The organism is Novosphingobium sp. BL-A-28-Hi1-0D (genome assembly GCF_055521755.1).
In genome coordinates this window covers 2,851,708-2,876,643 of the sequence record NZ_CM145502.1, presented here as the reverse complement: position 1 = coordinate 2,876,643, position 24,936 = coordinate 2,851,708, and the positions used below count along the sequence as shown (strand labels likewise).

The 24,936-nt window shown below is 61.4% G+C and carries 27 protein-coding genes and 1 pseudogene; 16 read left to right on the top strand and 12 right to left on the bottom strand.

The genetic code is table 11. From position 1 onward, the window contains the following. Positions 1 to 106: 106 nt before the first annotated feature. Positions 107 to 1,003, bottom strand: coding sequence for a helix-turn-helix domain-containing protein (locus ACZ1JW_RS13985; RefSeq protein ID WP_465141011.1), 897 nt, complete (start codon positions 1,001 to 1,003; stop codon positions 107 to 109). Between the two features lie 108 nt (positions 1,004 to 1,111). Between ACZ1JW_RS13985 and ACZ1JW_RS13980 the strand changes: the two genes are divergently transcribed. Further along, positions 1,112 to 2,302 (top strand): cytochrome P450, encoded by a 1,191-nt coding sequence (locus tag ACZ1JW_RS13980; RefSeq protein WP_465141010.1) that lies wholly within the window; start codon positions 1,112 to 1,114, stop codon positions 2,300 to 2,302. A 127-nt stretch (positions 2,303 to 2,429) separates the two neighbouring features. Further along, on the top strand, positions 2,430 to 3,065 hold the full coding sequence (locus ACZ1JW_RS13975) for a murein L,D-transpeptidase catalytic domain family protein (protein ID WP_465141009.1): 636 nt from the start codon (positions 2,430 to 2,432) through the stop codon (positions 3,063 to 3,065). Here ACZ1JW_RS13975 and ACZ1JW_RS13970 read toward each other — a convergent pair. Further along, entirely contained in the window at positions 3,058 to 3,918 is an 861-nt protein-coding gene (locus tag ACZ1JW_RS13970; RefSeq protein ID WP_465141008.1) for a LysR family transcriptional regulator, read from the bottom strand. The two genes, ACZ1JW_RS13975 and ACZ1JW_RS13970, sit on opposite strands and share 8 nt — an antisense overlap. Positions 3,919 to 4,015: 97 nt before the next feature. On the opposite strand from ACZ1JW_RS13970, the gene ACZ1JW_RS13965 reads away from it, so the two are divergent. The 7 genes from ACZ1JW_RS13965 to ACZ1JW_RS13935 all read left to right on the top strand — a co-directional run bounded on the left by ACZ1JW_RS13965 (position 4,016) and on the right by ACZ1JW_RS13935 (position 10,995). Continuing rightward, positions 4,016 to 5,179, top strand: a complete 1,164-nt coding sequence (locus ACZ1JW_RS13965) for an isovaleryl-CoA dehydrogenase (protein ID WP_465142782.1) — start codon at positions 4,016 to 4,018, stop codon at positions 5,177 to 5,179. A gap of 33 nt (positions 5,180 to 5,212) precedes the next feature. Next, positions 5,213 to 6,211 carry an alpha/beta hydrolase gene (locus ACZ1JW_RS13960; RefSeq protein ID WP_465141007.1) on the top strand — a complete coding sequence of 333 codons (999 nt, stop codon included), beginning with the start codon at positions 5,213 to 5,215 and terminating at the stop codon, positions 6,209 to 6,211. Next, a complete protein-coding gene (locus ACZ1JW_RS13955; protein ID WP_465141006.1) occupies positions 6,208 to 7,809 on the top strand; it encodes a carboxyl transferase domain-containing protein in 1,602 nt (533 codons plus the stop codon). The genes ACZ1JW_RS13960 and ACZ1JW_RS13955 overlap by 4 nt, the downstream gene beginning before the upstream one ends. After that, positions 7,809 to 8,285, top strand: a complete 477-nt coding sequence (locus ACZ1JW_RS13950; RefSeq protein WP_465141005.1) for a nuclear transport factor 2 family protein — start codon at positions 7,809 to 7,811, stop codon at positions 8,283 to 8,285. The genes ACZ1JW_RS13955 and ACZ1JW_RS13950 overlap by 1 nt, the downstream gene beginning before the upstream one ends. Continuing rightward, positions 8,282 to 10,153: an acetyl/propionyl/methylcrotonyl-CoA carboxylase subunit alpha gene (locus ACZ1JW_RS13945; RefSeq protein WP_465141004.1), complete on the top strand. Its 1,872-nt coding sequence runs from the start codon at positions 8,282 to 8,284 to the stop codon at positions 10,151 to 10,153. Before ACZ1JW_RS13950 ends, ACZ1JW_RS13945 begins: the two co-directional genes overlap by 4 nt. Beyond that, on the top strand, positions 10,153 to 10,617 hold the full coding sequence (locus ACZ1JW_RS13940; RefSeq protein WP_465126198.1) for a MaoC family dehydratase: 465 nt from the start codon (positions 10,153 to 10,155) through the stop codon (positions 10,615 to 10,617). Before ACZ1JW_RS13945 ends, ACZ1JW_RS13940 begins: the two co-directional genes overlap by 1 nt. 150 nt (positions 10,618 to 10,767) lie before the next feature. Next, a complete protein-coding gene (locus ACZ1JW_RS13935; RefSeq protein ID WP_465141003.1) occupies positions 10,768 to 10,995 on the top strand; it encodes a hypothetical protein in 228 nt (75 codons plus the stop codon). Positions 10,996 to 11,026: 31 nt separating this feature from the next. Here ACZ1JW_RS13935 and ACZ1JW_RS13930 read toward each other — a convergent pair whose 3' ends face one another. After that, positions 11,027 to 11,956, bottom strand: a complete 930-nt coding sequence (locus ACZ1JW_RS13930; protein WP_465126200.1) for a LysR family transcriptional regulator — start codon at positions 11,954 to 11,956, stop codon at positions 11,027 to 11,029. Between the two features lie 123 nt (positions 11,957 to 12,079). On the opposite strand from ACZ1JW_RS13930, the gene ACZ1JW_RS13925 reads away from it, so the two are divergent. The 5 genes from ACZ1JW_RS13925 to ACZ1JW_RS13905 all read left to right on the top strand — a co-directional run bounded on the left by ACZ1JW_RS13925 (position 12,080) and on the right by ACZ1JW_RS13905 (position 16,783). After that, positions 12,080 to 12,802: a pirin family protein gene (locus tag ACZ1JW_RS13925; protein WP_465126201.1), complete on the top strand. Its 723-nt coding sequence runs from the start codon at positions 12,080 to 12,082 to the stop codon at positions 12,800 to 12,802. Positions 12,803 to 12,861: 59 nt separating this feature from the next. Continuing rightward, entirely contained in the window at positions 12,862 to 13,278 is a 417-nt protein-coding gene (locus ACZ1JW_RS13920) for a DoxX family protein (protein WP_465126202.1), read from the top strand. Between the two features lie 91 nt (positions 13,279 to 13,369). Continuing rightward, positions 13,370 to 13,948 (top strand): nitroreductase family protein, encoded by a 579-nt coding sequence (locus tag ACZ1JW_RS13915; RefSeq protein ID WP_465141002.1) that lies wholly within the window; start codon positions 13,370 to 13,372, stop codon positions 13,946 to 13,948. A 43-nt stretch (positions 13,949 to 13,991) separates the two neighbouring features. Continuing rightward, a complete protein-coding gene (locus tag ACZ1JW_RS13910; protein ID WP_465141001.1) occupies positions 13,992 to 15,611 on the top strand; it encodes an NAD(P)/FAD-dependent oxidoreductase in 1,620 nt (539 codons plus the stop codon). 47 nt (positions 15,612 to 15,658) lie between these two features. Further along, positions 15,659 to 16,783, top strand: coding sequence for a BaiN/RdsA family NAD(P)/FAD-dependent oxidoreductase (locus tag ACZ1JW_RS13905; RefSeq protein WP_465142781.1), 1,125 nt, complete (start codon positions 15,659 to 15,661; stop codon positions 16,781 to 16,783). Positions 16,784 to 16,792: 9 nt separating this feature from the next. Here the strand turns inward: ACZ1JW_RS13905 and ACZ1JW_RS13900 are convergent, their stop codons facing one another. Continuing rightward, complete coding sequence (locus ACZ1JW_RS13900; RefSeq protein WP_465126206.1) at positions 16,793 to 16,996, bottom strand: hypothetical protein; 204 nt, start codon at positions 16,994 to 16,996, stop codon at positions 16,793 to 16,795. Positions 16,997 to 17,320: 324 nt separating this feature from the next. On the opposite strand from ACZ1JW_RS13900, the gene ACZ1JW_RS13895 reads away from it, so the two are divergent. Continuing rightward, positions 17,321 to 18,856 carry a sensor histidine kinase gene (locus ACZ1JW_RS13895; protein ID WP_465141000.1) on the top strand — a complete coding sequence of 512 codons (1,536 nt, stop codon included), beginning with the start codon at positions 17,321 to 17,323 and terminating at the stop codon, positions 18,854 to 18,856. Between the two features lie 5 nt (positions 18,857 to 18,861). Then, positions 18,862 to 19,545 carry a response regulator transcription factor gene (locus tag ACZ1JW_RS13890; RefSeq protein WP_465140999.1) on the top strand — a complete coding sequence of 228 codons (684 nt, stop codon included), beginning with the start codon at positions 18,862 to 18,864 and terminating at the stop codon, positions 19,543 to 19,545. A gap of 540 nt (positions 19,546 to 20,085) precedes the next feature. Here the strand turns inward: ACZ1JW_RS13890 and ACZ1JW_RS13885 are convergent. From ACZ1JW_RS13885 to ACZ1JW_RS13850, 8 genes and pseudogenes are all read right to left on the bottom strand, one after another. Then, positions 20,086 to 20,412: pseudogene (locus ACZ1JW_RS13885) on the bottom strand (transposase); the annotation flags it as partial. 45 nt (positions 20,413 to 20,457) lie between these two features. Further along, a protein-coding gene (locus tag ACZ1JW_RS13880) for an IS5 family transposase (RefSeq protein WP_465140710.1) occupies positions 20,458 to 21,215 on the bottom strand; the annotation gives its coding sequence in 2 pieces (ribosomal slippage) (positions 20,458 to 20,882 and positions 20,882 to 21,215; 759 coding nt in all). A gap of 286 nt (positions 21,216 to 21,501) precedes the next feature. Then, the gene (locus ACZ1JW_RS13875) at positions 21,502 to 22,113 is read right to left on the bottom strand and encodes a hypothetical protein (RefSeq protein WP_465140998.1); all 612 of its coding nucleotides are present in this window, start codon (positions 22,111 to 22,113) and stop codon (positions 21,502 to 21,504) included. Positions 22,114 to 22,350: 237 nt separating this feature from the next. Further along, on the bottom strand, positions 22,351 to 22,668 hold the full coding sequence (locus tag ACZ1JW_RS13870; protein ID WP_465140997.1) for a DUF3768 domain-containing protein: 318 nt from the start codon (positions 22,666 to 22,668) through the stop codon (positions 22,351 to 22,353). Beyond that, positions 22,668 to 22,814 carry a hypothetical protein gene (locus tag ACZ1JW_RS13865; RefSeq protein WP_465140996.1) on the bottom strand — a complete coding sequence of 49 codons (147 nt, stop codon included), beginning with the start codon at positions 22,812 to 22,814 and terminating at the stop codon, positions 22,668 to 22,670. The genes ACZ1JW_RS13870 and ACZ1JW_RS13865 overlap by 1 nt, the downstream gene beginning before the upstream one ends. A 5-nt stretch (positions 22,815 to 22,819) precedes the next feature. Continuing rightward, the gene (locus ACZ1JW_RS13860; RefSeq protein WP_465140995.1) at positions 22,820 to 23,212 is read right to left on the bottom strand and encodes a hypothetical protein; all 393 of its coding nucleotides are present in this window, start codon (positions 23,210 to 23,212) and stop codon (positions 22,820 to 22,822) included. Between the two features lie 232 nt (positions 23,213 to 23,444). Next, positions 23,445 to 23,666 carry a hypothetical protein gene (locus ACZ1JW_RS13855; RefSeq protein WP_465140994.1) on the bottom strand — a complete coding sequence of 74 codons (222 nt, stop codon included), beginning with the start codon at positions 23,664 to 23,666 and terminating at the stop codon, positions 23,445 to 23,447. Beyond that, positions 23,666 to 24,721, bottom strand: a complete 1,056-nt coding sequence (locus ACZ1JW_RS13850; protein ID WP_465140993.1) for a tyrosine-type recombinase/integrase — start codon at positions 24,719 to 24,721, stop codon at positions 23,666 to 23,668. Before ACZ1JW_RS13850 ends, ACZ1JW_RS13855 begins: the two co-directional genes overlap by 1 nt. Between the last annotated feature and the right edge of the window lie 215 nt (positions 24,722 to 24,936).

Genomic DNA, 24,936 nt, shown 5'->3' with positions numbered 1-24,936 from the left:
TCCTGAAGCGGAAAGCCGGTCGACTCGGTCTACGTCCCGACAAGTCAGAAATAACTCAACTAATTTGATAGACAAGAGACCTGCGCCAGATTGCAGGCGGCTTGCGTCAAGCCGTTGACGGCATGCCCCATGCCCGCTCCTTGCGGAATGCGCCCGCCGTCTGGCCGGTGCGAGCCTTGAAGAAGCGGGCGAAGTAGGCGGGGTCAGAAAAGCCCAGCGCATAGGCGATCTGGGCGATGCTCGCGCCCGAAAACGCAAGGTTGCGGCGGGCTTCGAGGATCAGGCGGTCATGCAGGATCTCGGCCGGCGGCTTGCCGGTGAGCAGGCGGGTGGCGCGGGTCAGCGTGGAGGCCGTGGTGCCAAGCCTGGCGGCATATTCGCTGATCGGAAGGTGATCACGATAGTGCTGTTCGGCCAGCGTGCGGAAACGGGCGACCAGCGGCTCGTGCCCGCTTCCACTGCGGGTGCCGTGATCGTGCGACGCCGCCTGCGCCGCGATGGCCAGGATCAGCGCGACTTGCGCAAGCAGGGCCGGGCCGACCGCATTGCCCTGCCCGAGCTGATGCGACAGGTCTGCGAGAAGCCAGCCGAGACGTTCGATGGTCTGCGGCTGGGCACCAAGGGAAGCGGCCAATGCCGAACCGCCGATCTGCTGCAGGTCTTCCAGCAGGCCTGCCAGGCGCGGATCGTTGGCGAGGTCGGCGGCGAGCGAGAGGACCCACCCCTCGGCCCCTGCGTCGAAGCGGAAGGCGTGGACGCAGGAGGGCGGCACGATCACCTGCGCGGGGGCTGCGAGGCAATGCTCGGCCTGCTCGCCGTGGAGCGTGACGCCGCCGGATTGGAGCAAAAGGAGCTGGAGCATCTGCGGATGAGCGTGCGGTTCTATAGTCCATTCGTGAAGGGTGGCGCGATCGCGGATGCGTTCAAGGTGGACGAACTCCGGAGGCAGGGAAATGCCCTGTTCTCCGTAAAGCGTGTAGCGACTGAAGCTTTTCGCCTGCATGGACCGCACTGTCGCAGGTTGCGCGAAAAGTGCAAGAATTTGCGCGCAGGCTGCGTCGCCTCCTGCGCTTCTTCCGGGCATCCTCAGCGGCAAGAGAGGAGACTTGCCATGGCAACCGTGCTCGAGCGTGCAGCATTCCGGTTCGATCCCTATTCCCCGGCCATCGATGCCGATCCGTTTCCGGCCTACAAGACGTTGCGCGACGAATATCCGTGCTTCTGGTCCGAGGAGGCCGGGAAGTGGGTGCTTTCGCGCTATGCCGATGTGCTGGGTGCCTTGCAGGACTGGCGTACCTATTCCTCGGCCAAGGGCAATCTGGTCGACGAGTTTCCGGGCCGTGCGGGATCGACGCTCGGGTCAAGCGATCCGCCGCGGCATGACCGTCTGCGGGCGCTGATCCAGTCGGCAGTGACCAAGCGGGCGCTGGAGCACATCGTCGAACCGGCGCGCGCAGCGGCGCGGGCGCATCTGGCCGAGATTGCGGACAAGCCGGTGTTCGATCTGGTGGGGGACTACACCTCGAAGTTGACCGTCGATCTGCTGTTCTACCTGTTTGCTCTGCCGGAAGAGAATGCGGACCTGGTGCGCCACAACGCGGTGCTGATGGTCCAAACCGATCCGGTGACGCGGCAGAAGAGCCCTGAACACCTCGCCGCATTCCACTGGATGGCGGAATATGCCGAAAAGCTGGTGCAGGCGCGCAAGGCCAATCCGGGCGACGACTTGCTGTCGAACTTCATTACCGCCGAGATCGACGGCGAGAAGCTGCTCGACAAGGAAGTGCAGCTGACTGTGACCACGCTGATCATGGCGGGGATCGAGAGCCTTTCGGGCTTTATGGCGATGTTCGGACTGAACCTTGCCGACTATCCGCAAGCGCGGCAGGCGCTGGTTGCCGATCCTTCGCTGATCCCCGATGCCATCGAGGAATCGCTGCGGTTCAACACTTCGGCACAGCGCTTCAAGCGGACTCTGACGCGGGACGTGGAACTGCACGGGCAGGTGATGATGGCGGGCGATGCGGTGATCCTCGCCTATGGCTCGGCCAATCGTGACGAGCGGATGTTCGAGAACCCGGACGTCTATGACATCACCCGCAAGGCGAAGCGGCATCTGGGCTTTGGCGGGGGCGTGCACGCGTGCCTCGGATCGATGATCGGACGGCTGGCGACGCAGATTGCCTTTGAGGAACTGCTGAAGGTCGTGCCGGTGTTCAGCCGCGTCGACGAGACATTGGACTGGGTCTCGTCATCGAACTTCCGCAGCCCGAAAGTGCTGAGGCTCGTCAAAGGGGCTTGAAGGGGCGCAGGGCTCAGCAGGTGGCGGGTCATGCACGGCTCGTCGCAAGGGAGCCCTGCAGCACTTGCAGGTGTGATGCGGTGCATACAATTTGCGGACCAATGGATGATAACCGGGGTCTCGCATAATGGTTCCTGATCGGCGCCAGTTTTTGGGCGCCATGGTTGCAACGCTGGGCAGCATGGCCGTATCGGGCCAGCCTGCACTGGCAGTCACGCCTCCCAAAGAGTTGGAAGTCTCCCCTTTCGCGCAGCCGACGCCGCCGTTGCTGGTGCAGCGCGCGATTGCGGCGCTGGATGCGCACGGGGCGCATATCCGGCACCGTGACCTCGTCGGACTGGTCGATTTCGGCAAGGCTTCGCGCGAATCGCGGTTCCATCTGGTCGACATCGAGGCCGGCAAGGTCGTCTCCTCGCACCTCGTTTCGCATGGCAGCGGGTCTGACCCGGCCAACAGCGGTTGGGTGCAGCGGTTTTCGAACCGCTACGGCTCGAACGCATCGAGCCCCGGTGCTTTTCTCACTGGCGTGACCTACTACGGCAAGCATGGCCGTTCGCGTCGTCTGATCGGGCTGGAAGATGCCAACAGCGCCGCGCTCGAACGCGGCATCGTGATCCACGCGGCAAGCTATGTCAGCGAGGACATGGCGGCGACACAGGGGCGGATTGGGCGCAGCCAGGGCTGCTTCGCCTTTTCGAACAGTGACATCAACGGCGTGCTGGAGCGTCTTGGTGAGGGCCGCCTGCTCTACGCGGTCAAGTAAAAGCGGCACGCGCGGCTTCAGCCAGCGCACTTGAATCGACAACAAGATCCGGACGCTCCCGCGCAGCGATCAGCCCGATGGTGCGCCTGAAATCGTAATCAGCCAGCGGCACCGCGACGACCCCGTCCCGCGCCAGCGATTGCGGTGCGGTTGTCACACCCATCCCGGCTCTCACCATCTCGATGCAGCGATCATCGTTGGACGATCGCAGGAAGAACGGCGGGCGCACGCCGCGCTGGGTGAACCAGCGACTGGTCTCGCCCAGTATCTCGCAGGAGCGGCGGGCGATCATGGTCTCGGCGGCGACGTCGCTGGCGTCGAGCAAGGTTGCTCCGGCAAGAGCATGCCCCTCGGGCAGGAGCAGGCGGTAGCCTTCCTCCAGCAGCGGCAGCGACGGCCTGTCCGCGTCCTCGGGCCGCATGAGCGTCAGAATGGCGTCGACCTGCCCCTCCCCCAGTTTGCGGCGCAGTTCCGCATCGGTGCCTTCGGCCATGGTCAGCGGCTGCGGACCGGCATGGCTGCGTGCCAGACGGGATAGCGCAGGTGTGGCGATCGAGGGCAGGACGCCAAGCCGCAAGGGGCTGAGCGGTACAGGCGCGTCGGCAAAGGCCGCTTCGGCAGCACGAAACTCGCGCTCTATCGCCCGGGCATGGTTGACGAGGCGCGTGCCCGCCTCGGTCAGCCTCACCTGCCGCCGCTCGCGCAGGAACAGCCGCGTTCCGGCCAGCCGTTCGAGTTCGGCGATGGCGGCAGACAGGGTGGGCTGCGAAATTGCCAGCCGCTCGGCCGCGCGCGTGAAGTTGCCGGTTTCGACCACGGCCAGGAACTGCCGGAGCTGAGCGCGTTTCATCATAGGAAAAACCTATCGCAAATTGCGATGCAAATCAATTTTGAGCGATGGTTTGGCGATGATACGATCCAAGCCAGAAAACCAGTTGAGGATGCCCGAGATGCGCGCCACGCCCGATTTCGACTTCGGCCTGACCGAAAGCGCCCTGATGATCCGCGAGGCGGCGGGTCGCTTCGCCGACGAACAAATTGCTCCTCTCGCTGCCGAGATCGACCGCAACGACCGCTTCCCGCGCGAGTTGTGGGAGCCGATGGGTGCGCTTGGCCTGCACGGGATCACGGTGGAAGAAGAGTTCGGCGGTCTGGGCCTCGGTTATCTCGACCACGTCATTGCGGTGGAGGAAGTCAGCCGCGCCTCGGGTTCGGTGGGCCTGTCCTATGGCGCGCACTCCAACCTCTGCGTCAACCAGATCCGCCGCTGGGGCAATGACGAGCAGAAGGCGAAGTACCTGCCCAAGCTGATCTCGGGCGAGCACGTGGGCAGCCTTGCCATGTCTGAGGCCGGCGCTGGATCGGACGTAGTTTCGATGAAGCTGCGCGCCGAGCCTGTCGCGGGCGGATTCCGCCTTAATGGCACCAAGTTCTGGATCACCAACGGCACTTATGCCGACACGCTGGTGGTCTATGCCAAGTCCTCTCCTGATGCAGGCAGCCGGGGCATCACCGCATTCCTGATCGAGAAGGACATGGCCGGATTTTCCATCGGTCAGAAGATCGACAAGATGGGCCTGCGCGGGTCGCCCACCTGCGAACTGGTCTTCGACGATTGCTTTGTGCCGGAAGAAAACGTGATGGGGCCGCTCCACGGCGGCGTCGGCGTGCTGATGAGCGGGCTGGATTATGAGCGCGTGGTGCTGGCGGGCATGCAGATCGGTATCATGCAGGCCTGCCTCGACACGGTCATCCCCTATGTGCGCGAGCGCAAGCAGTTCGGGCAGCCGATCGGCACGTTCCAACTGATGCAGGCCAAGGTGGCCGACATGTACGTCGCGATCCAGTCGGCGCGAGCCTACGTCTATGCCGTCGCCAAGGCTTGCGATGCCGGGCAAACCACGCGCTTTGATGCGGCAGGGGCGATCCTGCTGGCCAGCGAGAACGCGTTCCGTGTCTCGGGCGAGGCGGTGCAGGCTCTGGGCGGCGCGGGCTATACCAAGGACTGGCCGGTGGAGCGCTACCTGCGCGATGCCAAGTTGCTGGACATCGGTGCCGGAACCAATGAAATCCGCAGGATGCTGATCGGCCGCGAACTTATCGGAGCGCGCTGATCGATAAACGATAATGACCTTGCGGAGAGATCGATGCGCCTGAAAGACCTTATTGCCAGTGCCGCCCTGCTCGGGCTTTCCCATCCGGCACTTGCGCGGATGGAGAAGACTACGGTCCACAGCGCATCTGTCGAAGGCAATCTGGAGGGCAACTCCGCCGAGCGCACGGTCTACGTGTTCCTGCCCGACAGCTACGACAAGGCCAAAGGCAAGCGCTATCCGGTGATCTATTTCCTGCACGGGTACAATTCGACCGCTGACCAGTATGTCGAGCGCAATGACTTCGATGCGGCGCTGAAGGCATCCGGCGTCGAGGCGATCATCGTCGTGCCCGACAGCATGACCAAGTGGGGCGGATCGATGTATTCGAACTCGCCCACCGTCGGGAATTTCGAGGATTTCGTGGCGGTCGATCTGGTGGCGTGGACGGACAAGCACTTCCGCACGATTGCGACGCGTGAGGCGCGCGGCCTCGCCGGTCATTCGATGGGCGGCTACGGCACGCTCAAGCTCGGCATGAAGCGGGCAGACGTGTTCGGTGCGCTCTATGCGATGAACCCGTGCTGCCAGATCCCGCGCCCCGCCTCTTCGGCCGATCCGAAGTACGAAGGCTGGTCAGTGGATCAGGCACTGGCGGCTGACTGGATGAGCCGGGGCAACTTTGCCGTGGCGGCAGCATGGTCGCCCAACCCCGCCAAGCCCCCGTTCTACGCCGATCTTGGTACGAGCGATGGCAAGGTCAACGAACTGGTCATCGCCAAGTGGGCGGCCAATTCGCCGGTGGCAATGGCCTCGCAATACCTGCCCTCGCTGAAAGGGATGAGCGGCATCGCCATCGATACCGGGGATAGCGATTTCGTGAGGGCGGACGACGAACTGATCCATGACACGCTGACCCGGTTCGGCATTGCGCACGACTGGGAAATCTATGTGGGCGACCACGGCAACCGGGTGAAGGAGCGGTTTCGCACGCATGTGCTGCCCTTTTTCTCCCGCCATCTTAAACCGCACCTGAAAGGCAGCACGCGTTGAGCGCTCCGGTCCTCTCGAGCAACATCGAACTCAACTCCGAACAGGCGCAGGCGCGCGCGGCGCACAACCGTGCGCTGGCTGCCGAACTGCGGGATCGGGTCGCCAAAGCCGCGCTGGGCGGTGACGAGCGCAGCCGGGAACGCCACGTCTCGCGGGGCAAACTGCTCCCGCGTGACCGGGTTGAACGGCTCCTCGATCCCGGCTCGCCGTTCCTCGAGATCGGGCAGCTCGCGGCGGGCGGCATGTATGGCGACGAGGTGCCCGGCGCTGGAATCATCACGGGCGTGGGCCGCGTTTCGGGCCGACAGTGCATGGTCTTTGCCAATGACGCGACGGTCAAGGGCGGCACCTACTTCCCGATTACGGTGAAGAAGCACCTGCGGGCGCAGGAGATTGCGCAGGAGAACCGCCTGCCCTGCGTCTATCTGGTGGACAGCGGCGGCGCGAACCTGCCCAACCAGGCCGAAGTCTTTCCCGACCGCGATCACTTCGGCCGCTTCTTCTACAACCAGGCCAACATGAGCGCGTTGGGCATCCCGCAGATCGCCAGCGTCATGGGCTCGTGCACCGCAGGCGGGGCCTATGTTCCGGCGATGAGCGATGAATCGGTGATCGTGCGCGAACAGGGCACGATCTTTCTGGCCGGGCCTCCGCTGGTTAAGGCAGCGACGGGCGAGGAGATCACCGCAGAAGCGCTTGGCGGTGGTGACCTTCATGCGCGCAAGTCTGGCGTGGTCGATCATCTGGCCGATAGTGACGAGCACGCGCTGACGATCGTGCGCGATATCGTTTCGCACATCGGCTCTGCAGGCGATGCGGGCATTGCACGGCGGGAGCCTGTCCCGCCGAAGTACGATCCCGAACAGCTCTATTCGATCATTCCCGAGGACGTGCGCGCACCCTATGACGTGCATGAGGTCATCGCGCGGATCGTCGATGGCAGTGAGTTCCACGAGTTCAAGGCGCACTACGGCACCACGTTGGTCTGCGGCTTTGCCCATATCCACGGGCTGCCGGTGGCGATCCTCGCCAACAACGGCGTCCTGTTTTCGGAAAGCGCGCAGAAGGGTGCGCACTTCATCGAACTGGCCTGCCAGCGCCGCATTCCACTGCTGTTCCTGCAGAACATCTCGGGCTTCATGGTTGGCGGCAAATATGAGGCAGAGGGCATCGCCAAGCACGGCGCCAAGCTGGTGACTGCGGTAGCGACGGCACAGGTCCCGAAGATCACCGTGCTGATCGGCGGGAGCTTCGGCGCAGGCAACTACGGCATGTGCGGCCGCGCCTATCAGCCGCGCTTCCTGTTCACATGGCCCAATGCTCGCATCTCGGTGATGGGCGGTGAGCAGGCCGCAAGCGTGCTGGCGACGGTGCATCGCGATGCAGACAAGTGGTCGCCGGAGGAAGCAGAAGCCTTCAAGGCGCCGATCCGCCAGAAGTACGAAGACGAAGGCAATCCCTATTACGCCACGGCGCGGCTGTGGGACGATGGGGTGATCGATCCGGTGCAGACAAGGGATGTGCTGGGGTTGGCCCTAGAGGTTTGCCTGCAGGAACCGATTGCGGAGGCGCCCCGCTTCGGGGTGTTCAGGATGTGATGGCAATGATCAGCATGATCCTCTCGTTCGCACTTTCAGCTGACACCGCGCTGCCGAAGGCGGCCCCGCTCGCGCAACCGGACTTTGGCGACAAAGCGATATTGCAGGTGATCGACGCCACGTTTGCCTCGCTTGAAAGCGGAGATGGCGAGGCGCTCTTGAAGCTGGTCTATCCCGAAGGCCGAGTAACCGCCCGGGGAGCAAAGCCCGACGGAGCGGCTTTCATGCGCACGCAGACTTTCGCAGAATATGCCGCAAAGATGAAATTGGGTTCGGGTTTCATAGAACGCATCAGCAACCCGGTGATCGAGCAGGATGCCGATGTCGCGATGGTATGGGCACCCTTCACGACTACCGTCGGCGGCAAGGTCGTCAGTTGCGGATATGATCATTTCGATCTGATCCGCGAGAATGGCGCGTGGAAGATTCTGAACATCACTTTTTCCACCCGCACCACGGAGTGTCCGGGGCAATGATCAAATCCCTACTCATCGCCAATCGCGGCGAGATCGCCTGCCGGGTCATTCGCACTGCGCGGCGCCTGGGCATTCGCACGGTCGCGGTTTACTCCGACGCTGACCGCAACGCGCTGCATGTGCGCTCGGCGGACGAGGCGGTACACATCGGACCTGCAGCGGCGCGCGAGAGCTATCTGGTGGGCGAGCGGATCATTGCCGCTGCACTCGCCACGGGAGCCGAGGCTATCCATCCGGGGTACGGGTTTCTTTCGGAAAACGCCGAGTTCGCGCAGGCGGTGCTGGATGCGGGACTTGTTTGGGTCGGGCCCAAGCCTGCCTCGATCACCGCCATGGGTCTGAAAGACGCGGCCAAGGCGCGGATGATTGCGGCAGGTGTACCGGTAACGCCGGGATATCTGGGCGAGGACCAAAGCCCTGAGCGATTGCAGGCCGAAGCGGATGCAATTGGCTATCCCGTGCTGATCAAGGCCGTGGCGGGTGGCGGCGGCAAGGGGATGCGGCGGGTCGAGCGCGCCGGGGACTTTGCCGAGGCCCTGGCTTCGTGCCGTCGCGAGGCTGCATCGTCGTTTGGCGATGATCGGGTGCTGATCGAGAAGTACATTCTCTCGCCCCGGCACATCGAAGTGCAGGTCTTCGGCGACAGCCATGGCAACGTCGTCCACCTGTTCGAACGTGATTGCTCGCTGCAACGGCGCCACCAGAAGGTGATCGAGGAGGCCCCTGCCCCCGGCATGGACGCGGCTACGCGCGAGGCGGTGTGCGGCGCGGCAGTGCGTGCGGCCAAGGCTGTCGATTACGAAGGCGCGGGCACCATCGAATTCATCGCCGACGGGTCGGAAGGTCTGCGCGCGGACCGCATCTGGTTCATGGAAATGAACACGCGCCTGCAGGTCGAGCACCCGGTAACCGAGGAGATCACCGGGGTCGATCTGGTGGAGTGGCAGTTGCGGGTGGCTTCGGGCGAAGCGTTGCCCAAGCGGCAGGACGAGCTGAGCATCAACGGCTGGGCGATGGAAGCGCGGCTCTATGCAGAGGACGCGACACGAGGCTTCCTGCCGAGCATCGGTCGCGTCGATGACTTCATCTTTCCGCACTATCGCGCGCGCATAGATACCGGCGTGGAAGCAGGCGCCGAGATCACGCCGTTCTACGATCCAATGATCGCCAAGGTCATCGTCCATCGCGACACCCGGTCAGAGGCCATCGCTGGCCTGCGCGAGACGCTCGAGGAAGGCGTCGTAGGACCGCTGATTACCAACAGCGGGTTCCTGTGGCGGCTGCTTGGCCACGCGGCGTTCGAAACGGGTGTGGTGGATACCGGGCTGATCGAGCGGAATCTGGAGACCCTTACAACGAGGCCCGAGCCTTCAGCCGAGGCTTTGGGGCTAGCGGCGATGCGTGTTGTTGGCACGCCCGGCCTGACGCCTTGGAGCAGCCAGAGCGGTTTCCGCATGAATGCTCCGGCGCGACGGGAGATAAGACTGTCGGACCAGTTCGGGCGAACCTTCGCCGTGGACCTCCCGCAGGAGCAGGCGGTCGACTATTGGCCCGGCGAAGACGTGACCGGCATCGACGAGGGCGGTGAGCGGTTCCTTGTCAGGATGGCCCGGGCCGAAGGTGGTGCGGGTGGATCGGCTTTGGATGGTGCGATCCTCGCGCCCATGCCCGGCAAGGTCATCTCTGTCGACGTCTCCGCAGGGCAGTCCGTCACCAAGGGACAGAAGCTCATGGTGCTTGAGGCAATGAAGATGGAGCATGCCCTCACCGCTCCGTTCGATGGAATGGTGGCTGAACTGAATGCAGTCGCTGGCGCACAGGTTCAGGTCGAGGCGGTGCTGGCGCAGATCGAGAAGGCAGAAGTCTGATGGCGGGCAAGTTCTTCGACGAATGGCAGGTGGGTGACACGATCGAGCACGAAATCCGCCGCACGGTCACCGAGACCGACAATCTGCTGTTCTCGGTCATGACCCACAACCCGCAGCCGCTCCACATCGATGCCGAATCGGCAAGGGCGAGCGAGTTCGGTCAGATCCTGGTGAACGGCACATTCACCTTCGCGCTGATGGTCGGATTGTCGGTCGGAGACACGACTTTGGGCACGCTGGTGGCAAATCTTGGCTACGACAAGCTCGTCATGCCCTTGCCGGTTTTCATCGGCGACACGATGCGTGCAAGCACCGAGGTGGTCGAAATTCGCGAGAGCCGCTCGCGCCCTGACGCCGGGATTGTCACTTTCAAACATGAACTTATCAATCAGCGAAACGAGGTCGTTTGTCGCTGTCTCCGGTCTGCGCTGCTCAAAAAACGGCAGAATTCTGCGGAAAAATAAAGTCATTTCGGACTAAATTCTTATAGTTAAATTTAACTTAATTACGAATGTTGCATTTCGGTAAACCCCGCCGGGCTGAAACTTGCTACGACGAGCGAGCACGCGGGATCAGTGCACTCGTAGTATGAGACAACCTTCGGGGGGCTAAAAATGAATGTGATGATCAAGCGGCTTGCCGCAACGCTTGCTGCTGCGAGTGTACTTTCCCCAGCCTTTGCCATGGCCGGCACGAGAGCGGCCACTGCAGTTCCAGCGTCGAAGGCGTCGAGCCCGGCGCAGGGGCCAAAGAACGGATTTCCGGCCAGCCCAGGACTCGAGATTGCCAAGATCAAGGCCAACGGCAACGCAGCCTTCAAGCGCAAGAGCGCCGGCACCTGATTGTCTTGGGCTTGAAACGTGACGCGCCCCGTCAGCCTCGCTGTCGGGGCGCTGTCGCATCAGGACACTGGGCAAGTCGCGAGCGTAGCGCATCGAGCACCCAGGCACGTGCAGGTCCGATAGGACAGTCCCGCCGCCATAACGCGTGGAAGCGATAAGGCATTCCCGGAGCCTCGGGCAGAGCCAGTTGTACGAGGCGACCGGAGGCCAGGTCCGTCTCGACAAGATGTCGGGGCATGTTACCCCAGCCGATCCCTTCCCTTAGCAAGGCATGGCGCGATCCCAGATCGCCCAGCCGCCACGTGCTTGCCGCGAACACGGAGAAATCCCGTCCTTCGGTCAGTCGGGAACGGTCTGTCAGGACAAGCTGGCGATGCTTGCGCGCTTCTCCGGGTGGAATGACGCTCATCCGCGCCAGCGCATGGTCCGGCGCTGCGACAGGGATGAGATCCACCTGGCCAATGACTTCGCGTTCAAGTTCCGGAATGGCAACAAGTTCCGGGCCGGATATGCCGAGTTCGGCCGACCCATCGAGCACGAGCGCGGCAATGGCTCCAAGCGCTTCGACATTCAGGCGCAACTGGACAGTCGGGAATATCTGCTGAAATTCGCGCAGGACTTGAGCCACAAGGTGGGTCGGGAACATCACATCGATGGCCAGGCCAAGTTCCGCTTCGAGACCCTGATTGAAGTTCCGGACGCCCGCGATCAGCGCGTCGATATCGTCAGCCACGGCCCGCGCCTGCGCCAGCATTGCCTTGCCTGCGGGGGTAAGTACCGGCTTTTTCGACCCCTCGCGATCGAACAGCGTCACCCCTAACTGCGTTTCCAGCGTCACGATGCCATAGCTGACGACCGAGATGGCGCGGCCCAACTTGCGCGCTGCGGCGTTGAAGCTGCCTTCGTCCACCACAGCGAGGAACAGGCGGAGCTGGTCGAGTGTTGGCTGTCCGACGTCCATCGACGGGCCTTTCAAGTAATTCGAATATCCTGATTGAATTTATCGGGATATTCCGAACGGATCGCAAGGCCTATCTCCGCCCCAACAGGACGGACCAGATACCGCCCATTTGGAGAAATCGCCATGACCCAGACACTTGCAAAAGCTCACATCGAACTGCGTCCCTTCGCCTCGCTCGGTGCAGCAAACCACGGTTGGCTCGATGCCCACCACCACTTCTCGTTCGGCGGCTACCATGATCCAGCGCGCGTTCACTGGGGTGCATTGCGCGTGTGGAACGACGATCGCATCGCTCCCAAGAGCGGCTTTCCCACCCACCCGCACAGCGACATGGAGATCATCACCTATGTCACCCAGGGCGCGATCACCCATCGCGACAACCTTGGCAACGAAGGCCGCACTGAAGCGGGTGACGTGCAGGTAATGTCCGCCGGCACCGGCATCGCGCATTCGGAATTCAATCTCGAAGGCGAGGAAACCCGCCTGTTCCAGATCTGGATCATCCCCGATCGCCGTGGCCACGCACCGAGCTGGGGCGCGCGTCCTTTCCCAAAAGACAGCCGTGAGGGCAGGTTCGTAGCGCTGGCCTCGGGCATCGCTGGTGACAGCGACGTGCTGACCATCAACGCCAACGCCCGCGTCCTTGGTGCAACGGTGAAGGCAGGCGAAACGGTTCGCTACGAGTTGACCGAAGACCGCCACGCCTACCTTGTTCCTGCCAAGGGCAAGATCCGCATCGGCGACGTCGAAGCCAATGCCCGCGATGGCGTGGCTATCACCGGCCTCACCGAAATCGTCATTACCGCACTTGAGGACGCCGAGCTGGTTCTCGTCGACGCGGCCTGACCGTGACCGAACTGTTCCCCCACATTCCCCAATCCAGACTTCTGCAAAGGACCGATCCCATGACCACCATTGCCCTTGATGTGCCCCGCGCATCGTCCACCACGTCAGACCTGCTGGCAGCGACCGGCCGGGTACTGCTTGCCGCAATCTTCGTGCTGAGCGGTGTTTCCAAGCTGGCCGATCCCACCGGCACCATCGCCTATATCAGCAGCGCAGGACTGCCCGCCCCGAGCGTGGCTTATGCCATCGCGGTGATCGTCGAGCTCGTAGGCGGCCTGCTGCTGATCGCAGGGTTCCGCACCCGGATCGTCGCATCGGCCATCGCATTGTTCAGCCTTGCCGCTGCCGTCGGCTTCCACGCGAACCTCGCCGACCAGAATCAGTTCATCCACTTCTTCAAGAACGTGGCGCTGGCTGGTGGCCTGCTGCAGGTCGCCGCTTTCGGCTCGGGCCGCTTCGGCTTCGACCGCCGCTGATACCCCCCGCGGGCCGGAGTGCATTGGCCTCGTGCGATTGCGCTCCGGCCCCACCCCCCTATCTTTCCCATACCTCTCCAAGGAGCATCCCATGACCCGTACCGCTTCTCCCCGCGTCCTGCCGATCATCGTCGACCGCTGGAGCCCGCGCGCGTTCGATGGATCGGCTGTGCCGCAGTCGGACCTCGACGTGATCTTCGAAGCAGCAGGCCTTGCTGCCAGCGCCTACAACTACCAGCCGTGGCGCTTTGCCTATGCGCACAAGGGCGATGCCAACTTCGACAAGTTCCTTTCGGCGCTGGTGGAGTTCAACCAGAGCTGGGCCAAGGATGCGGGCGTGCTGGTCTATGCGGTTTCGGACGAATTCATGCGCAGCGACCGTGGCAACAACCCGAACCACAGTCACAGCTTCGATACCGGTGCCGCCTGGGCCAACGCTGCCTTGCAGGCCCTGCACCTCGGTTACCACACTCATGGCATGACCGGCGTTGACTTCGCCAAGGCTGCTGAAGTGCTCAACCTGCCCGAAGGCTACCGCGTGGAAATGGCCTTCGTGATCGGCAAGCAGGGCGACAAGTCGCAGCTGCCGGACATGCTGCGCGAGCGCGAAGTGGTCAGCAGTCGCAAGCCCGTCGGCGAGATCGCGTTTGCAGGTCCGTTCACGGCATAACGCACAAGTGGCGCCGCCCGCGCGATTTCGCTAGGGCGGCGCCATGCTTCGTATCAATGAACTGAAACTGCCACTCGATCACGCCGCAGAGGACCTACCTGCGGCGATCTGCGCACGTCTGGATATCGCGCCGGCAGACCTCGAACGTTTCCAGATTTTCCGTCGCGGCAACGATGCCCGCAAGAAGCACGCAATCCTGCTGACTTATGTGGTCGATTGCGTCATTGCCAACGAGGCCGAGGTCCTGACCCGCTTCGCCGACGATCAGAACGTCAAGCCCACGCCCGATACATCCTACAAGTTCCCGGTCATGGCACCGCAAGGCTGGGATGGCGAGCGCCCGGTGGTGATCGGTGCAGGGCCATGTGGGCTTCTTGCCGCACTTATTCTCGCCCAGATGGGCCTCAAGCCGATCATCATCGAACGCGGCAAGGCGGTGCGCGAGCGGACCAAGGACACCTGGGGCCTGTGGCGGCGCTCTGTGCTGGAGCCGGAATCGAATGTGCAGTTCGGCGAAGGCGGTGCCGGTACCTTCTCCGACGGCAAGCTCTACAGTCGCATCAAGGACCCGCGCCACCTCGGGCGCAAGGTGCTCGTCGAGTTCGTGAAAGCGGGCGCGCCTGATGACATCCTGACCGAAGCCCACCCGCACATCGGCACGTTCCGCCTCGTCACCATGGTCATGTCCATGCGCGAGACGATCGAGAGCCTTGGCGGTGAGTACCGCTTCCAGACCCGTGTCGAGGACTTCGAGATCGAGACTGCTGTGGATGGCGAGCGCCGTATCGCTGGCCTGCACCTTTCGGACGGCTCGTTCCTGCCAGCACGCCACGTGATCATGGCGGTCGGCCACTCCGCGCGCGACACCTTCCAGGTACTGTTCGACCGGGGCGTGCATATCGAAGCCAAGCCCTTTGCCATAGGCGTCCGCATTGAGCATCCACAGAGCTGGATCGACATTGCCCGCTTTGGCCCAAGCGCTGGCAACAAGATCCTTGGTCCCGCTGCCTATTCGATCTCGCACAAGTGCAGCAACGGCCGCACCGTCTATTCATTCTGCATGTGCCCGGGCGGACGCGTGGTTGCCGCGACGAGCGAGGAAGGCCGCGTCGTCACCAACGGCATGAGCCAGTATTCGCGCGCGGAGTTCAACGCCAACTCCGGCCTCGTCGTTGATATCGACCCCAACCGCGATTTCCCCGGCGGACCGATGGCGGGCATGGCGTTCCAGCGTCATTGGGAAAGCCTCGCCTTCGAGGCGGGCGGGCGCAACTATATGGCGCCAGGGCAGAAGCTTGGCGATTTCCTCGCAGACCGGCCCTCGACAGAATTCGGCGACGTGATCCCCAGCTACAAGCCGGGCGTCCACCTCACTGAGCTGAAAACGTGCCTGCCGGACTACGTGATCGAATCCATCCGCGAGGCACTGCCGGTATTTGGTCGCATGGTGCCGGGATACGACCACCCCGATGTGGTCATGACAGGCGTTGAAACCCGCACCTCCTCGCCGGTGCGGATCACGCGTGGGCGTGACTGCCAGAGCCTGAATACACGCGGCCTCTACCCAGCGGGCGAAGGCGCTGGTTATGCGGGCGGCATCCTTTCGGCTGCGGTTGACGGCATCAAGGTGGCCGAAGCGCTGGCCGCCGCAGTGCTCAAGTGAGCGCAACCTACGACGCGATCATCCTCGGCGCGGGAGCGGCGGGGCTCATGGCTGCGCTCACCGCCGGGCAACGCGGGCGTCGGGTGCTGCTGGTCGACCACGCCGACGAGCCGGGGAAGAAGATCCTGATTTCAGGAGGCGGGCGCTGCAATTTCACCAACATTCACACCGCAGCCGATCGCTACATCTCGGAAAACCCGCACTTTGCGCGGTCTGCGCTGGCGCGATACACGCCTGCCGACTTCCTCGAACTGGTGAACTGCCACGGCATCGCCTGGCATGAAAAGACGCTGGGGCAGCTGTTCTGCGATAGCTCCGCGCGCCAGATCGTCGAGATGTTGATGGCCGAGTGCCGGGATGGCGGCGTGAGCTTTGCGTTTGGCCAGCCGGTCAGCGCGGTCGAGCATGTCGATGGCCAGTACCGCGTGACCATTGACGGGCGCGACCAGTCCGCCCCCGGACTCGTTCTTGCAACGGGCGGTCTTTCCATTCCCAAGATGGGGGCCACGGGCTTCGCGCTGGATATTGCGCGCAAGTTCGGCCTGCCCATCGTGCAGACCCGCCCTGCCCTCGTTCCGTTTACGCTCGGCGAGGACGAAGCGCTGTTCCGGTCGCTTTCGGGCGTTTCGGCTGACGTGATCGCACGCTGGGGCAAAACTGCCTTCCGCGAGGCTGCCCTGTTCACGCACAAGGGGCTTTCCGGCCCGGCCATGCTGCAGATTTCATCCTACTGGCAGCACCGAACGCCGATCGAAGTGGACTTCCTGCCAACGGCAGAAAGCGATTGGCTGATCGAAGAGAAGCGAGCGCGCCCGCGGTCGGCTTTCCGCACGGCCCTCGCCCGCCGCTTGCCCGAGCGGTTGGCGGAGACACTTGTCGAACGTTTAGGGCTTGAAGGCGAGTTGTCCGCAATGCGCGATGCGGCGCTGCGCAAGGCGCAGGACCAGCTTGCACGCTGGCCGTTCCACCCGAACGGCACCGAGGGCTATGCCAAGGCCGAGGTAACCGCAGGCGGCATTTCCACACGGGCCCTCTCCCAGAAGACGATGGAAGCGAGCAATGTCCCCGGCCTCCACGCCATCGGCGAGGCGGTGGACGTCACCGGATGGCTCGGCGGCTACAATTTCCAGTGGGCCTGGGCGAGTGGCCGCGCGGCGGGTGAAGCGGTTTGACTTGCGGCGTTACGGATCGATGAGGTCAAGGTAAGCCACGACATCGTTGTCGGTTGCGATGAACAGGCCATCCTGCACCGCTTCGGGCTGTTCGGCGGCTATCTGCAGGGCCCGGTACAACGGGCCATAGAAAAGCGTGTTCGCCGATCCACCGTCAGGACCATCGGCCAGATGATAGAGCCGGACGCTCACCTCGTCGTGTGTGGTACGCATTTCATGCCGTTGGCACGGTGCAATCGGCTTGTCATCCCTTTCGGTGATGGATCGAGCGTCGACACCATGGCATTAGCCGTGCTGTAGCAGTCCTGTCATTCATGGAAATTTAATCGCCCGCTTCGTTGATCGATCAGCTCTTGCAAGACAATGTAATGCGCAGGACAGGGCCTGTACGAGCGTTCTATAAGGGCGCGAGAGATGCAGGCAGGGGAACACCGTTTTTATGCGTGAGGAGAAAGTTGGCGGGCCATCGTCTGCAGCCAGTCTGGCCAACTGCCAATTGCAGCCGGTTGCGCCTACTCCGATCGGATCTGAGCGAGAATGAACGCGCTTCGCCTCAAATTCTGGGTTGCACTGGTTATGGTGATCTTCGCGATCGCCGTGCCGGGAGTCATCGCCAATCATGCCGTCAAGGTCGTGCGCGCAGAGCAAGAACGATCCGAGGCCTCGTCCCAGTCCCTGAGCTCGTTCCAGCGCCTCGCCGTGCTAGGCTACACTCTGCAGCAGGAACGCTACGTCAATCCTGAAGGCTTTGCCAAGGATCGCCAGCTCTACATCGATGGCGTGCGATCGCATGTCGTCAACGCGGAACGCTACATCAACGCCGAGATCAAGATCCTCAGCGAAACGCCGCTGCGTCGCAAGAAGCGCGCCGCGGCGGTCGAAGAGGAAGTGCATCAGCGTGAGATCCTCCACAAGATCGGCGCCAGCCTTGAACGGTCGCTCAGCGGAAGCAAGCCCGAAACCCTCTGGGAAGATCTCGTATTCGAGGCGATCAAGGTCGAGGAGCGCGAAGCGAAGGAATACCGGCGCAGTTCGGTTGAAGCCATTCAAGGCGTGATCGATACCCTGACCCTGACCCTGTCGGTTGTAGCGATCTTTGGCGTGCTCGCAGTAATCTGGGGGCAACGCCAGATCATCCGTCCGCTTGGCAATCTTTGGCGCGGTACGCAGGCCCTGGCAGCGGGGGACTACAATCAGCCGGTGCCGGTAGTCGGAACCACCGAGTTTCGCACGATCGCCGAAAGCTTCAACACCATGGCGGCACGCGTCGCCGAGGCAGCGGACAGCCTGCGGCAGACGAACGAGGAACTCGAACGCGCCGTCGCGCGCCGGACGGCAGAGCTCGCGGCGACCAACCGCTCGCTGGAACGCGCCAATCGCTTGCGCCAGCAGTTTCTGGCAGATGCAAGCCATGAGTTGCGTACGCCACTTTCGATCATGCGATCCGAGGCTGAGATCACCCTGCGTGACGGCAACGCTCAGCCTGAAGACCTTCGCGCCGGCCTGGACCGGATCGTGCGCCTGTCCGAACTCATGGGCGAAATGATCGACGACATGCTCCATCTTGCCCGCGCGGAAGAGCCGATGCTGAAGACCAGTATCGAACCGGTCGACGCAGTTGCCGCGGTGCGCCAGTCAATCGATGATTTCCACCGCGTGATCGAAGCAGACGGGGGAAGCATCGTGCTGAACGATGCACCACCTTCGCTGATTGTCGAAGGCGATGAGATGCGCCTGAAACAGGTCATTCGCATCGTTGTCGACAACGCTGTTTGCTATTCTACCGAGGCCCCGAAGGTGGACGTATCGGTTGAAGCCGAGGATGGGCATGCCTTGATCAAGATTACCGATCATGGCGATGGAATTCCAAGCGAAGACATCCCCTTCCTGTTCCAGCGCTTTCGCCGCGGAAGCAGGCAGACCGGAAGCGGTCAGGGCCTGGGACTTTCCATTGCACGATCCATCACCGAGGCCATGGGCGGCACCATCAGCCTCAAGAGCAAGCTCAACGTCGGGACAATCGTCACGATCCGACTCCCCCTCATGCCGGCCAATGCGATGGCTGACGGATAACACTCATGAAACTACTGCTCATCGAAGACGAAGTCGAACTGGCGGCTACGCTGCATCGCGGTCTCACACAGGAAGGCTGCAAGGTCACGCTGGCCACCGACGGTGCGACGGGGCTTGAGCTTGCCAGGGGCATGGCGTTCGACTTCATCCTGCTCGATGTCACCCTGCCTGACATGTCCGGGTTCGACGTCTGCGCCGAAATCCGGGAGTCAGGCGTGGTGACACCGGTCATCATGGTCACGGCGCGCGACGAGATCGCGGACCGCATTCGCGGACTGAAAGGCGGGGCCGACGATTACCTGCCCAAACCCTTTGCATTCGAAGAACTGCTCGCACGGATGGACGCCGTCAAACGCCGGATGAGCCGGCCGCAGGTGAATCCGGTACAGGCCGACGGGTCCCTCACTGTGGGCGACCTGCACTTCGATCCACGCACGATGACACTGACACGCGGCGGCGCCCCGGTACAATTGACCGTCAAGGAGATGGGCGTGTTGCGCCTGCTGATGGAATCGCCGGGCACGGTTATCTCTCGCAGTGAAATCCTGCGAACAGTGTGGGGCATCGAGGACGATCCTCTGACCAATATCGTCGAAGTGTACCTCAGCCGCCTGCGCCGCAAGCTACACGCGCTGGGACCGCCCGTCGTTGAGAACGTGCGTGGCTTCGGCTACCGCCTGAGCGCCTGAGAAGCCGCTTCAAAACCAGCCTGCACAGAACTACCGTTGCCAAGCTCGCGGGATACCTTCCCGCGCTCGGCAGCCGTGCTTGTGCCCATCGCAGCTTTGGGTAACCAGACGTGCGTAACGCCGAAGCCTCGGCAAATCGGCACGGCGACTGCTGCCAGACAGCACATCTAGGTCGTTGGGGTAATGGTAGCGGAGGAGGGATCTATAATTCCTCTACAAAATATTGATTTATTGCATTTTTATCGGCGATAAGTTTTCAATACCCCCACCAATACCCCCGACTATTTCGGCTTTGCGACTGCGTGTTTCGGCAATCGGATGAACTGAGCTTCTCCAGCTCAGCCAGCGCCCCTTCCTGATTGGATCCCTTCAGAAACAGTGGATGCTCGTGCTTTGACCGAGAAGCGGAGATCAGAGCACGCGGCCACCCTTCGGCGGCGAGGAACCAACCCCGACTTGTTTTGGTACAGGCCGTGTAAAAACGCGTTGGCAGACTAACGGCGCTGATTCCGGATTGGCGCGGAAGGTTGCCGTTCACCTTCAGGTCTGGATTGCGGTGATCATCGCCGGGACACCGAGGATGGCGACCACCCTTTTGAAGTTATAGGCCAGCATGTGGAGACTGGCTTCCGTTCTGACATTTTTTAGCGTCTTCATTTGGAAGTGGGTCGAGCCCATCCAGGATTTCAGCGTGCCGAACGGATGCTCGACCGTTTGTCGGCGGATTCGCATCGCCTCTGGCCTATGATCGAGGCGACGCTCCATTGCCTCTACGACAGCCTCATGCTCCCATCGTCTGACCCGCCGTTCCTTGCCGGTCGTGCATTGGTCATGGAGCGCGCATGTCTGGCAGTTCGAACTCCAATAACCTTCATCCCGAATTCTGGACCGCTTAGGCTCAGGACTCACTGATCACAGCCAGAAGAGCACGGTTGCGGCGAGTGCGAGGGCGGAGAAGAAGACGGTTGGACAGCGGTCGTATCGCGTTGCCACGCGTCGCCAGTCCTTGAGACGGCCGAACATGATCTCGATGCGGTTGCGCCGCTTGTATCGGCGCTTGTCGTACTTGACGGGGATGGAGCGGGATTTCCGGCCCGGAATGCAGGGCTTGATGCCCTTTTGCTCAAGCGCGTCCCTGAACCACTCGGCATCATAGCCCCGATCGGCAAGCATCCACTGTGCCTTGGGCAGGTCGTCGAGCAGGGCCGCTGCGCCGGTGTAATCGCTGATTTGGCCGGCCGTGATGAAGAAGCTCAGGGGGCGGCCGTTGGCATCGGTTATCGCGTGAAGCTTGGTGTTCATGCCACCCTTGGTCCGTCCGATCAGGCGCCCAAGATCCCCTTTTTTACCCCAAGGCTGGAAGCCGTGCGGTGAGCCTTGAGATAGGTCGCGTCGATCATGAGTGTCTGAGGTTCGGCCCTCTGGGCGGACAGGCCTTCCATCATCCGGCCAAACACGCCCATCGCGCCCCACCGTTTCCATCGGTTATACAATGTCTTGTGTGGCCCATACTCCCTTGGCGCATCCCGCCAGCGCAGGCCGTTCCGGTTGACGAAGATGATCCCACTCAGAACCCGCCGGTCGTCAACCCGCGGCTTGCCGTGGCTCTTGGGGAAATACGGCGAAAGGCGAGCCATCTGCTCGTCCGTCAGCCAGTACAGGTCGCTCATGCTCAGTCTCCTCGCGGAGCCTGAATCACATCCCCCTCAGCCAATCAATGGGTCCTGAGCCTAGGAACGCTTGGGGATGCGTTATAATGCGTGATGTTTGGTGAGTTTCAATATGGTTCAATATGGCCAATGTGTGAGTATATTATGGATCATATGAGTTCAATGTGATGTTTATGTTTTAATGATAACGAGGAGTAGCTGCGACCTCGACCGCAACTACGCCCCTCAATGTCCATGATGGTGCCAATCTCAACCCCACCGTGCGCCTCACGCATCGGCTATGTGATTAGAGCTTGTTCTTTTTTCCTATGCTTGCCTGAGTTTGTGCCAGTTGATGCTGATATGCCAAATGTGCCTGTTCCAGTGCCTTGATGGTGAGCCTGTTTTGAATTCTGAGAAGTTGCCCTGAGTTGCCTAGATTGCCGTATGCGAAGCCATCAGGATTGACATGTCCACAGGCCAAGCCCGCCGCGTCGTATCGCATATGGCGGGTGTCCTTGGTGACATATCCAGCTGTGCGCTGTCGGTCCTGTATGGGCGTAATCCAATTTTTATGCAGCGGCGCCGTATCAGCGTTGAACTGGGCCCAGATTGCATTCAGTATGCAGCAAAATAGCTCGGGCTCGCATGCCGACTTGGCCACAAAGTGCATGTGAAGGTTTTCACCGCACTCACCGAACTCGATAAAGCATAAGCGTTCAACGCCGATGCCGCGCTTAGCTGTATGGCTGCCAAAAAACAGCTTGTCGGCACGATGCCAAAAAGCCTTAAGCAATCGCTCGGCTTTGTCCCGGCTGACTTTGCGTCCGTTGATAAACTTGAGTGTGCCTGTAACGTCGTATTCGCCGTTTGCGATTGCCTCGGCCCATGCTTGCTGTGTGATTTTTGACCAGTCCATAGCTGCATCCCTTCGCAGCTATTTATCCTTTGCCTTCAAATCCGGCTTATTTTTGGCTCAGTCTGGTCTGGTAAAACCAAGGCAGATTTCGACTTTAACACATTATGGTCATTACCTTAACGAGCAACCGAAAGGACATATGCGCTGGCAAAAAACTGGCTGCGCAAAATTCACGCAGGCCGGAGAGCCGAGGCCATGGTGATCTAATCTAACCCGGTATTCGCAAACCTAAGAGGCTCAATATTCCTCGGCCAGCATCACGGTCAGCACCCTGCATGTGACGCTCGGGTCGGCTGGATCAGGCGAGTGCATGAGCAGGTCGAGGTCGTAGTAGTCGATCTTCCAGAAGACCGTCTGCCCCTCATGTTCGAAGCTGCCGAAGTCGTGCTCGCCGTGTGGGTCATTGCTGGGCGTGAAGCCGTCGTAGGACTGCACACGGCCAATGATGGCCTCCAGATCGTCCGAAGCTGCAATGCCCTGCGTGATCACAAACCGGCAATCGGTCAGCGTGGTTCTGGCGAGGTCGTTGAGCAGGGCGATGGCTGCCGCGGACATCAGCCGACCCTCGTCCAGTTCAGGACGTTGCCCTTGCCGAACATGACCTCACCAATCTGGCGAGCAGCGATGTCGTTGTCAGCGGTGACCATAGTGTGCGTGGTTTGGGTCTGCGATATGCGCACCCAGAGCCGGTATTGCCGCATCGCCGTCAGCCCTTCTTGCGATCACTGACGGCTGCAATGGCAGCATCAAGCTCACCGGCTTTGGCGGCAGCGGCGAATGCAGCGAGCACTGCTGCCACCTCTTCAAGCTTGTTGACGAACACGGCATTGCTCTTGGCATCTAGTAGCAACGGGCGAGCGCCGTACCGGCACTGCACATAATAGCCGTTGTCTTGCGCCATGAACCACAAACGCACCGCCTTGGCCGGTTTGCCTTCGACCTTGGCAGGCACGGTGAAAGTCTCGCCCTTCAATGTCGCTGCTAGCGCCAGCTTCTGCTGTTCGATGGCGGCAACGATCTTGTCGCGGCGCTTCTGGATAGGATCAGTTTGGACGGGCTTGGTGAATGTCTTGAGCGTGAATTTTGCGAGGTTTGACATTGCCTTGGTCTTTCATCGTCGTTGTCGATGCAAGGCAGCGTAATGTCGGCCGAATTGGCATTCCTACCGGAAATGGCAGAAAATCAGTCTCTCGCCTGAATTATCGTGAGTTACTCAAATTGGCGGCCCCGAAATTTGACCTGAATTCGGCGGTTTTGGCGTCAAATCGTCCACCTGCTCTGGCATATGCCGGCAACATTCTTCACCAAGCCGAGAGGCATAGCTGCAATGGTCAGCGCCGGTTCAAAGCCTTGCGCCTCTGCTCATTGTCTTTCTTGATGCGCTGATTGTCTCTCTCGCGTTTCAAAGCATCTTTAGCCTGATCGATCCGCTTTTTCCCATCTTCGATCCGGGCCTGCGCCAATGTCAGCGGCTTGCGTGGTTTGATTGTGACAAATTCAAAAGCTCTCATGCATATATTTACCAACAAAGCCGGAAATCCGGCGATTTCCATTACCGCTTTCCCGCCAGCACATCTTTCCTGAGCCGGGGCGTGAGGTGGCTGTAGTGGCGCTCGATCATCATAATTGAGGTGCCCATCTGCCGAGCCAGCGTGTGAACATCCATGCCATCGTTCAGCAGAGCCAGCGTGGCATAGGTGTGCCGCAGGCTGTACAAAGTGCGCTGCTGGCCAGTGCGCGGACATTCCAGCAATCCGATATCTTTCAGGAAAGCCTTGAAGGTCTGCCGCAGGTTCAGCGATACCGTGCCATCGTCCAAACGGAATAAGGGTACGTCCAGCTTGGCAGCAAGCAAGGCCTCGAATTTCATCCCACGAATGTCGTCACTGCGGGCTTGAATGCGACGTAGGACATCAAGGGTGCCTTCGCGGCAGATTAGATCACGCCTGCCAGTTTTGCCCGAGACTGACAGCTCGACATATTGCCTGCCAGCTTCCTCGAACACAGTGACATGCCGCCATGCGAGGTTCTGCGTCTCCGTGCCATGCCGCATTCCGGTGTTGGCCAGCATGACGACATAATCGAACAGCAGCTCGCGCATCTGCCGCGATTTACCCACCCTGCCCTGCTCGATCCAAGCGGGGAATCTGGCGAGCATGGTTTGGTATTCGGCTTGGGTGAAATCGGGCCTGCGCTGCCCGTTGCGGCCCTTGTTCATCAACACGGGCACGTCCTTGCGGGCCAGCAATCCACGCACGACAGCTTCGTCAAACACCCGGTTCAATGCGCTGTTGTGGGTATTCAACGTCGAGCTTTTTGGCTCCCTGCCCATCTTCTCACGCCGCCAAGCCCCGAACTTGAGCAGCTCCTCGTATCTGACCGACTGGATGGGCATGTTTTCGAAATAGGGGATCAGGTAGCGGTTGATGACGATTTCGTAGTCCCGAAACGACTTCTTGCCGACGCCGTTCTCAGTTTCCTCCCGCATCCTATCTATGGCCCACAGCGCCACAGTCTTGAAGCTCTTGGTCAACGTGGGCAGACCATGCTGCTCCATGTAGCGAAACTTGTAGAACAGGTCGCGGGCCGAGATGATTGCCTCGGCCATGTCGTGATGGCCCGTGCTGACACGCACCCAGCGCGATTTCAGCCTGAAGGTCGCTTGCCAGCGCCTCGTATCCGGTCGTTTGTAGAGCTTGAGGTCGCCGTCGAGTAGGAGGATCGTGCTAGTTTTTGGTCGTGCGCCCATCGCAAATCAGTCGTTTCACACGACTGTTTGCTGTCAGGCGGGCGGGCTGTCGACCGGAAATCAGGCTCACAGGT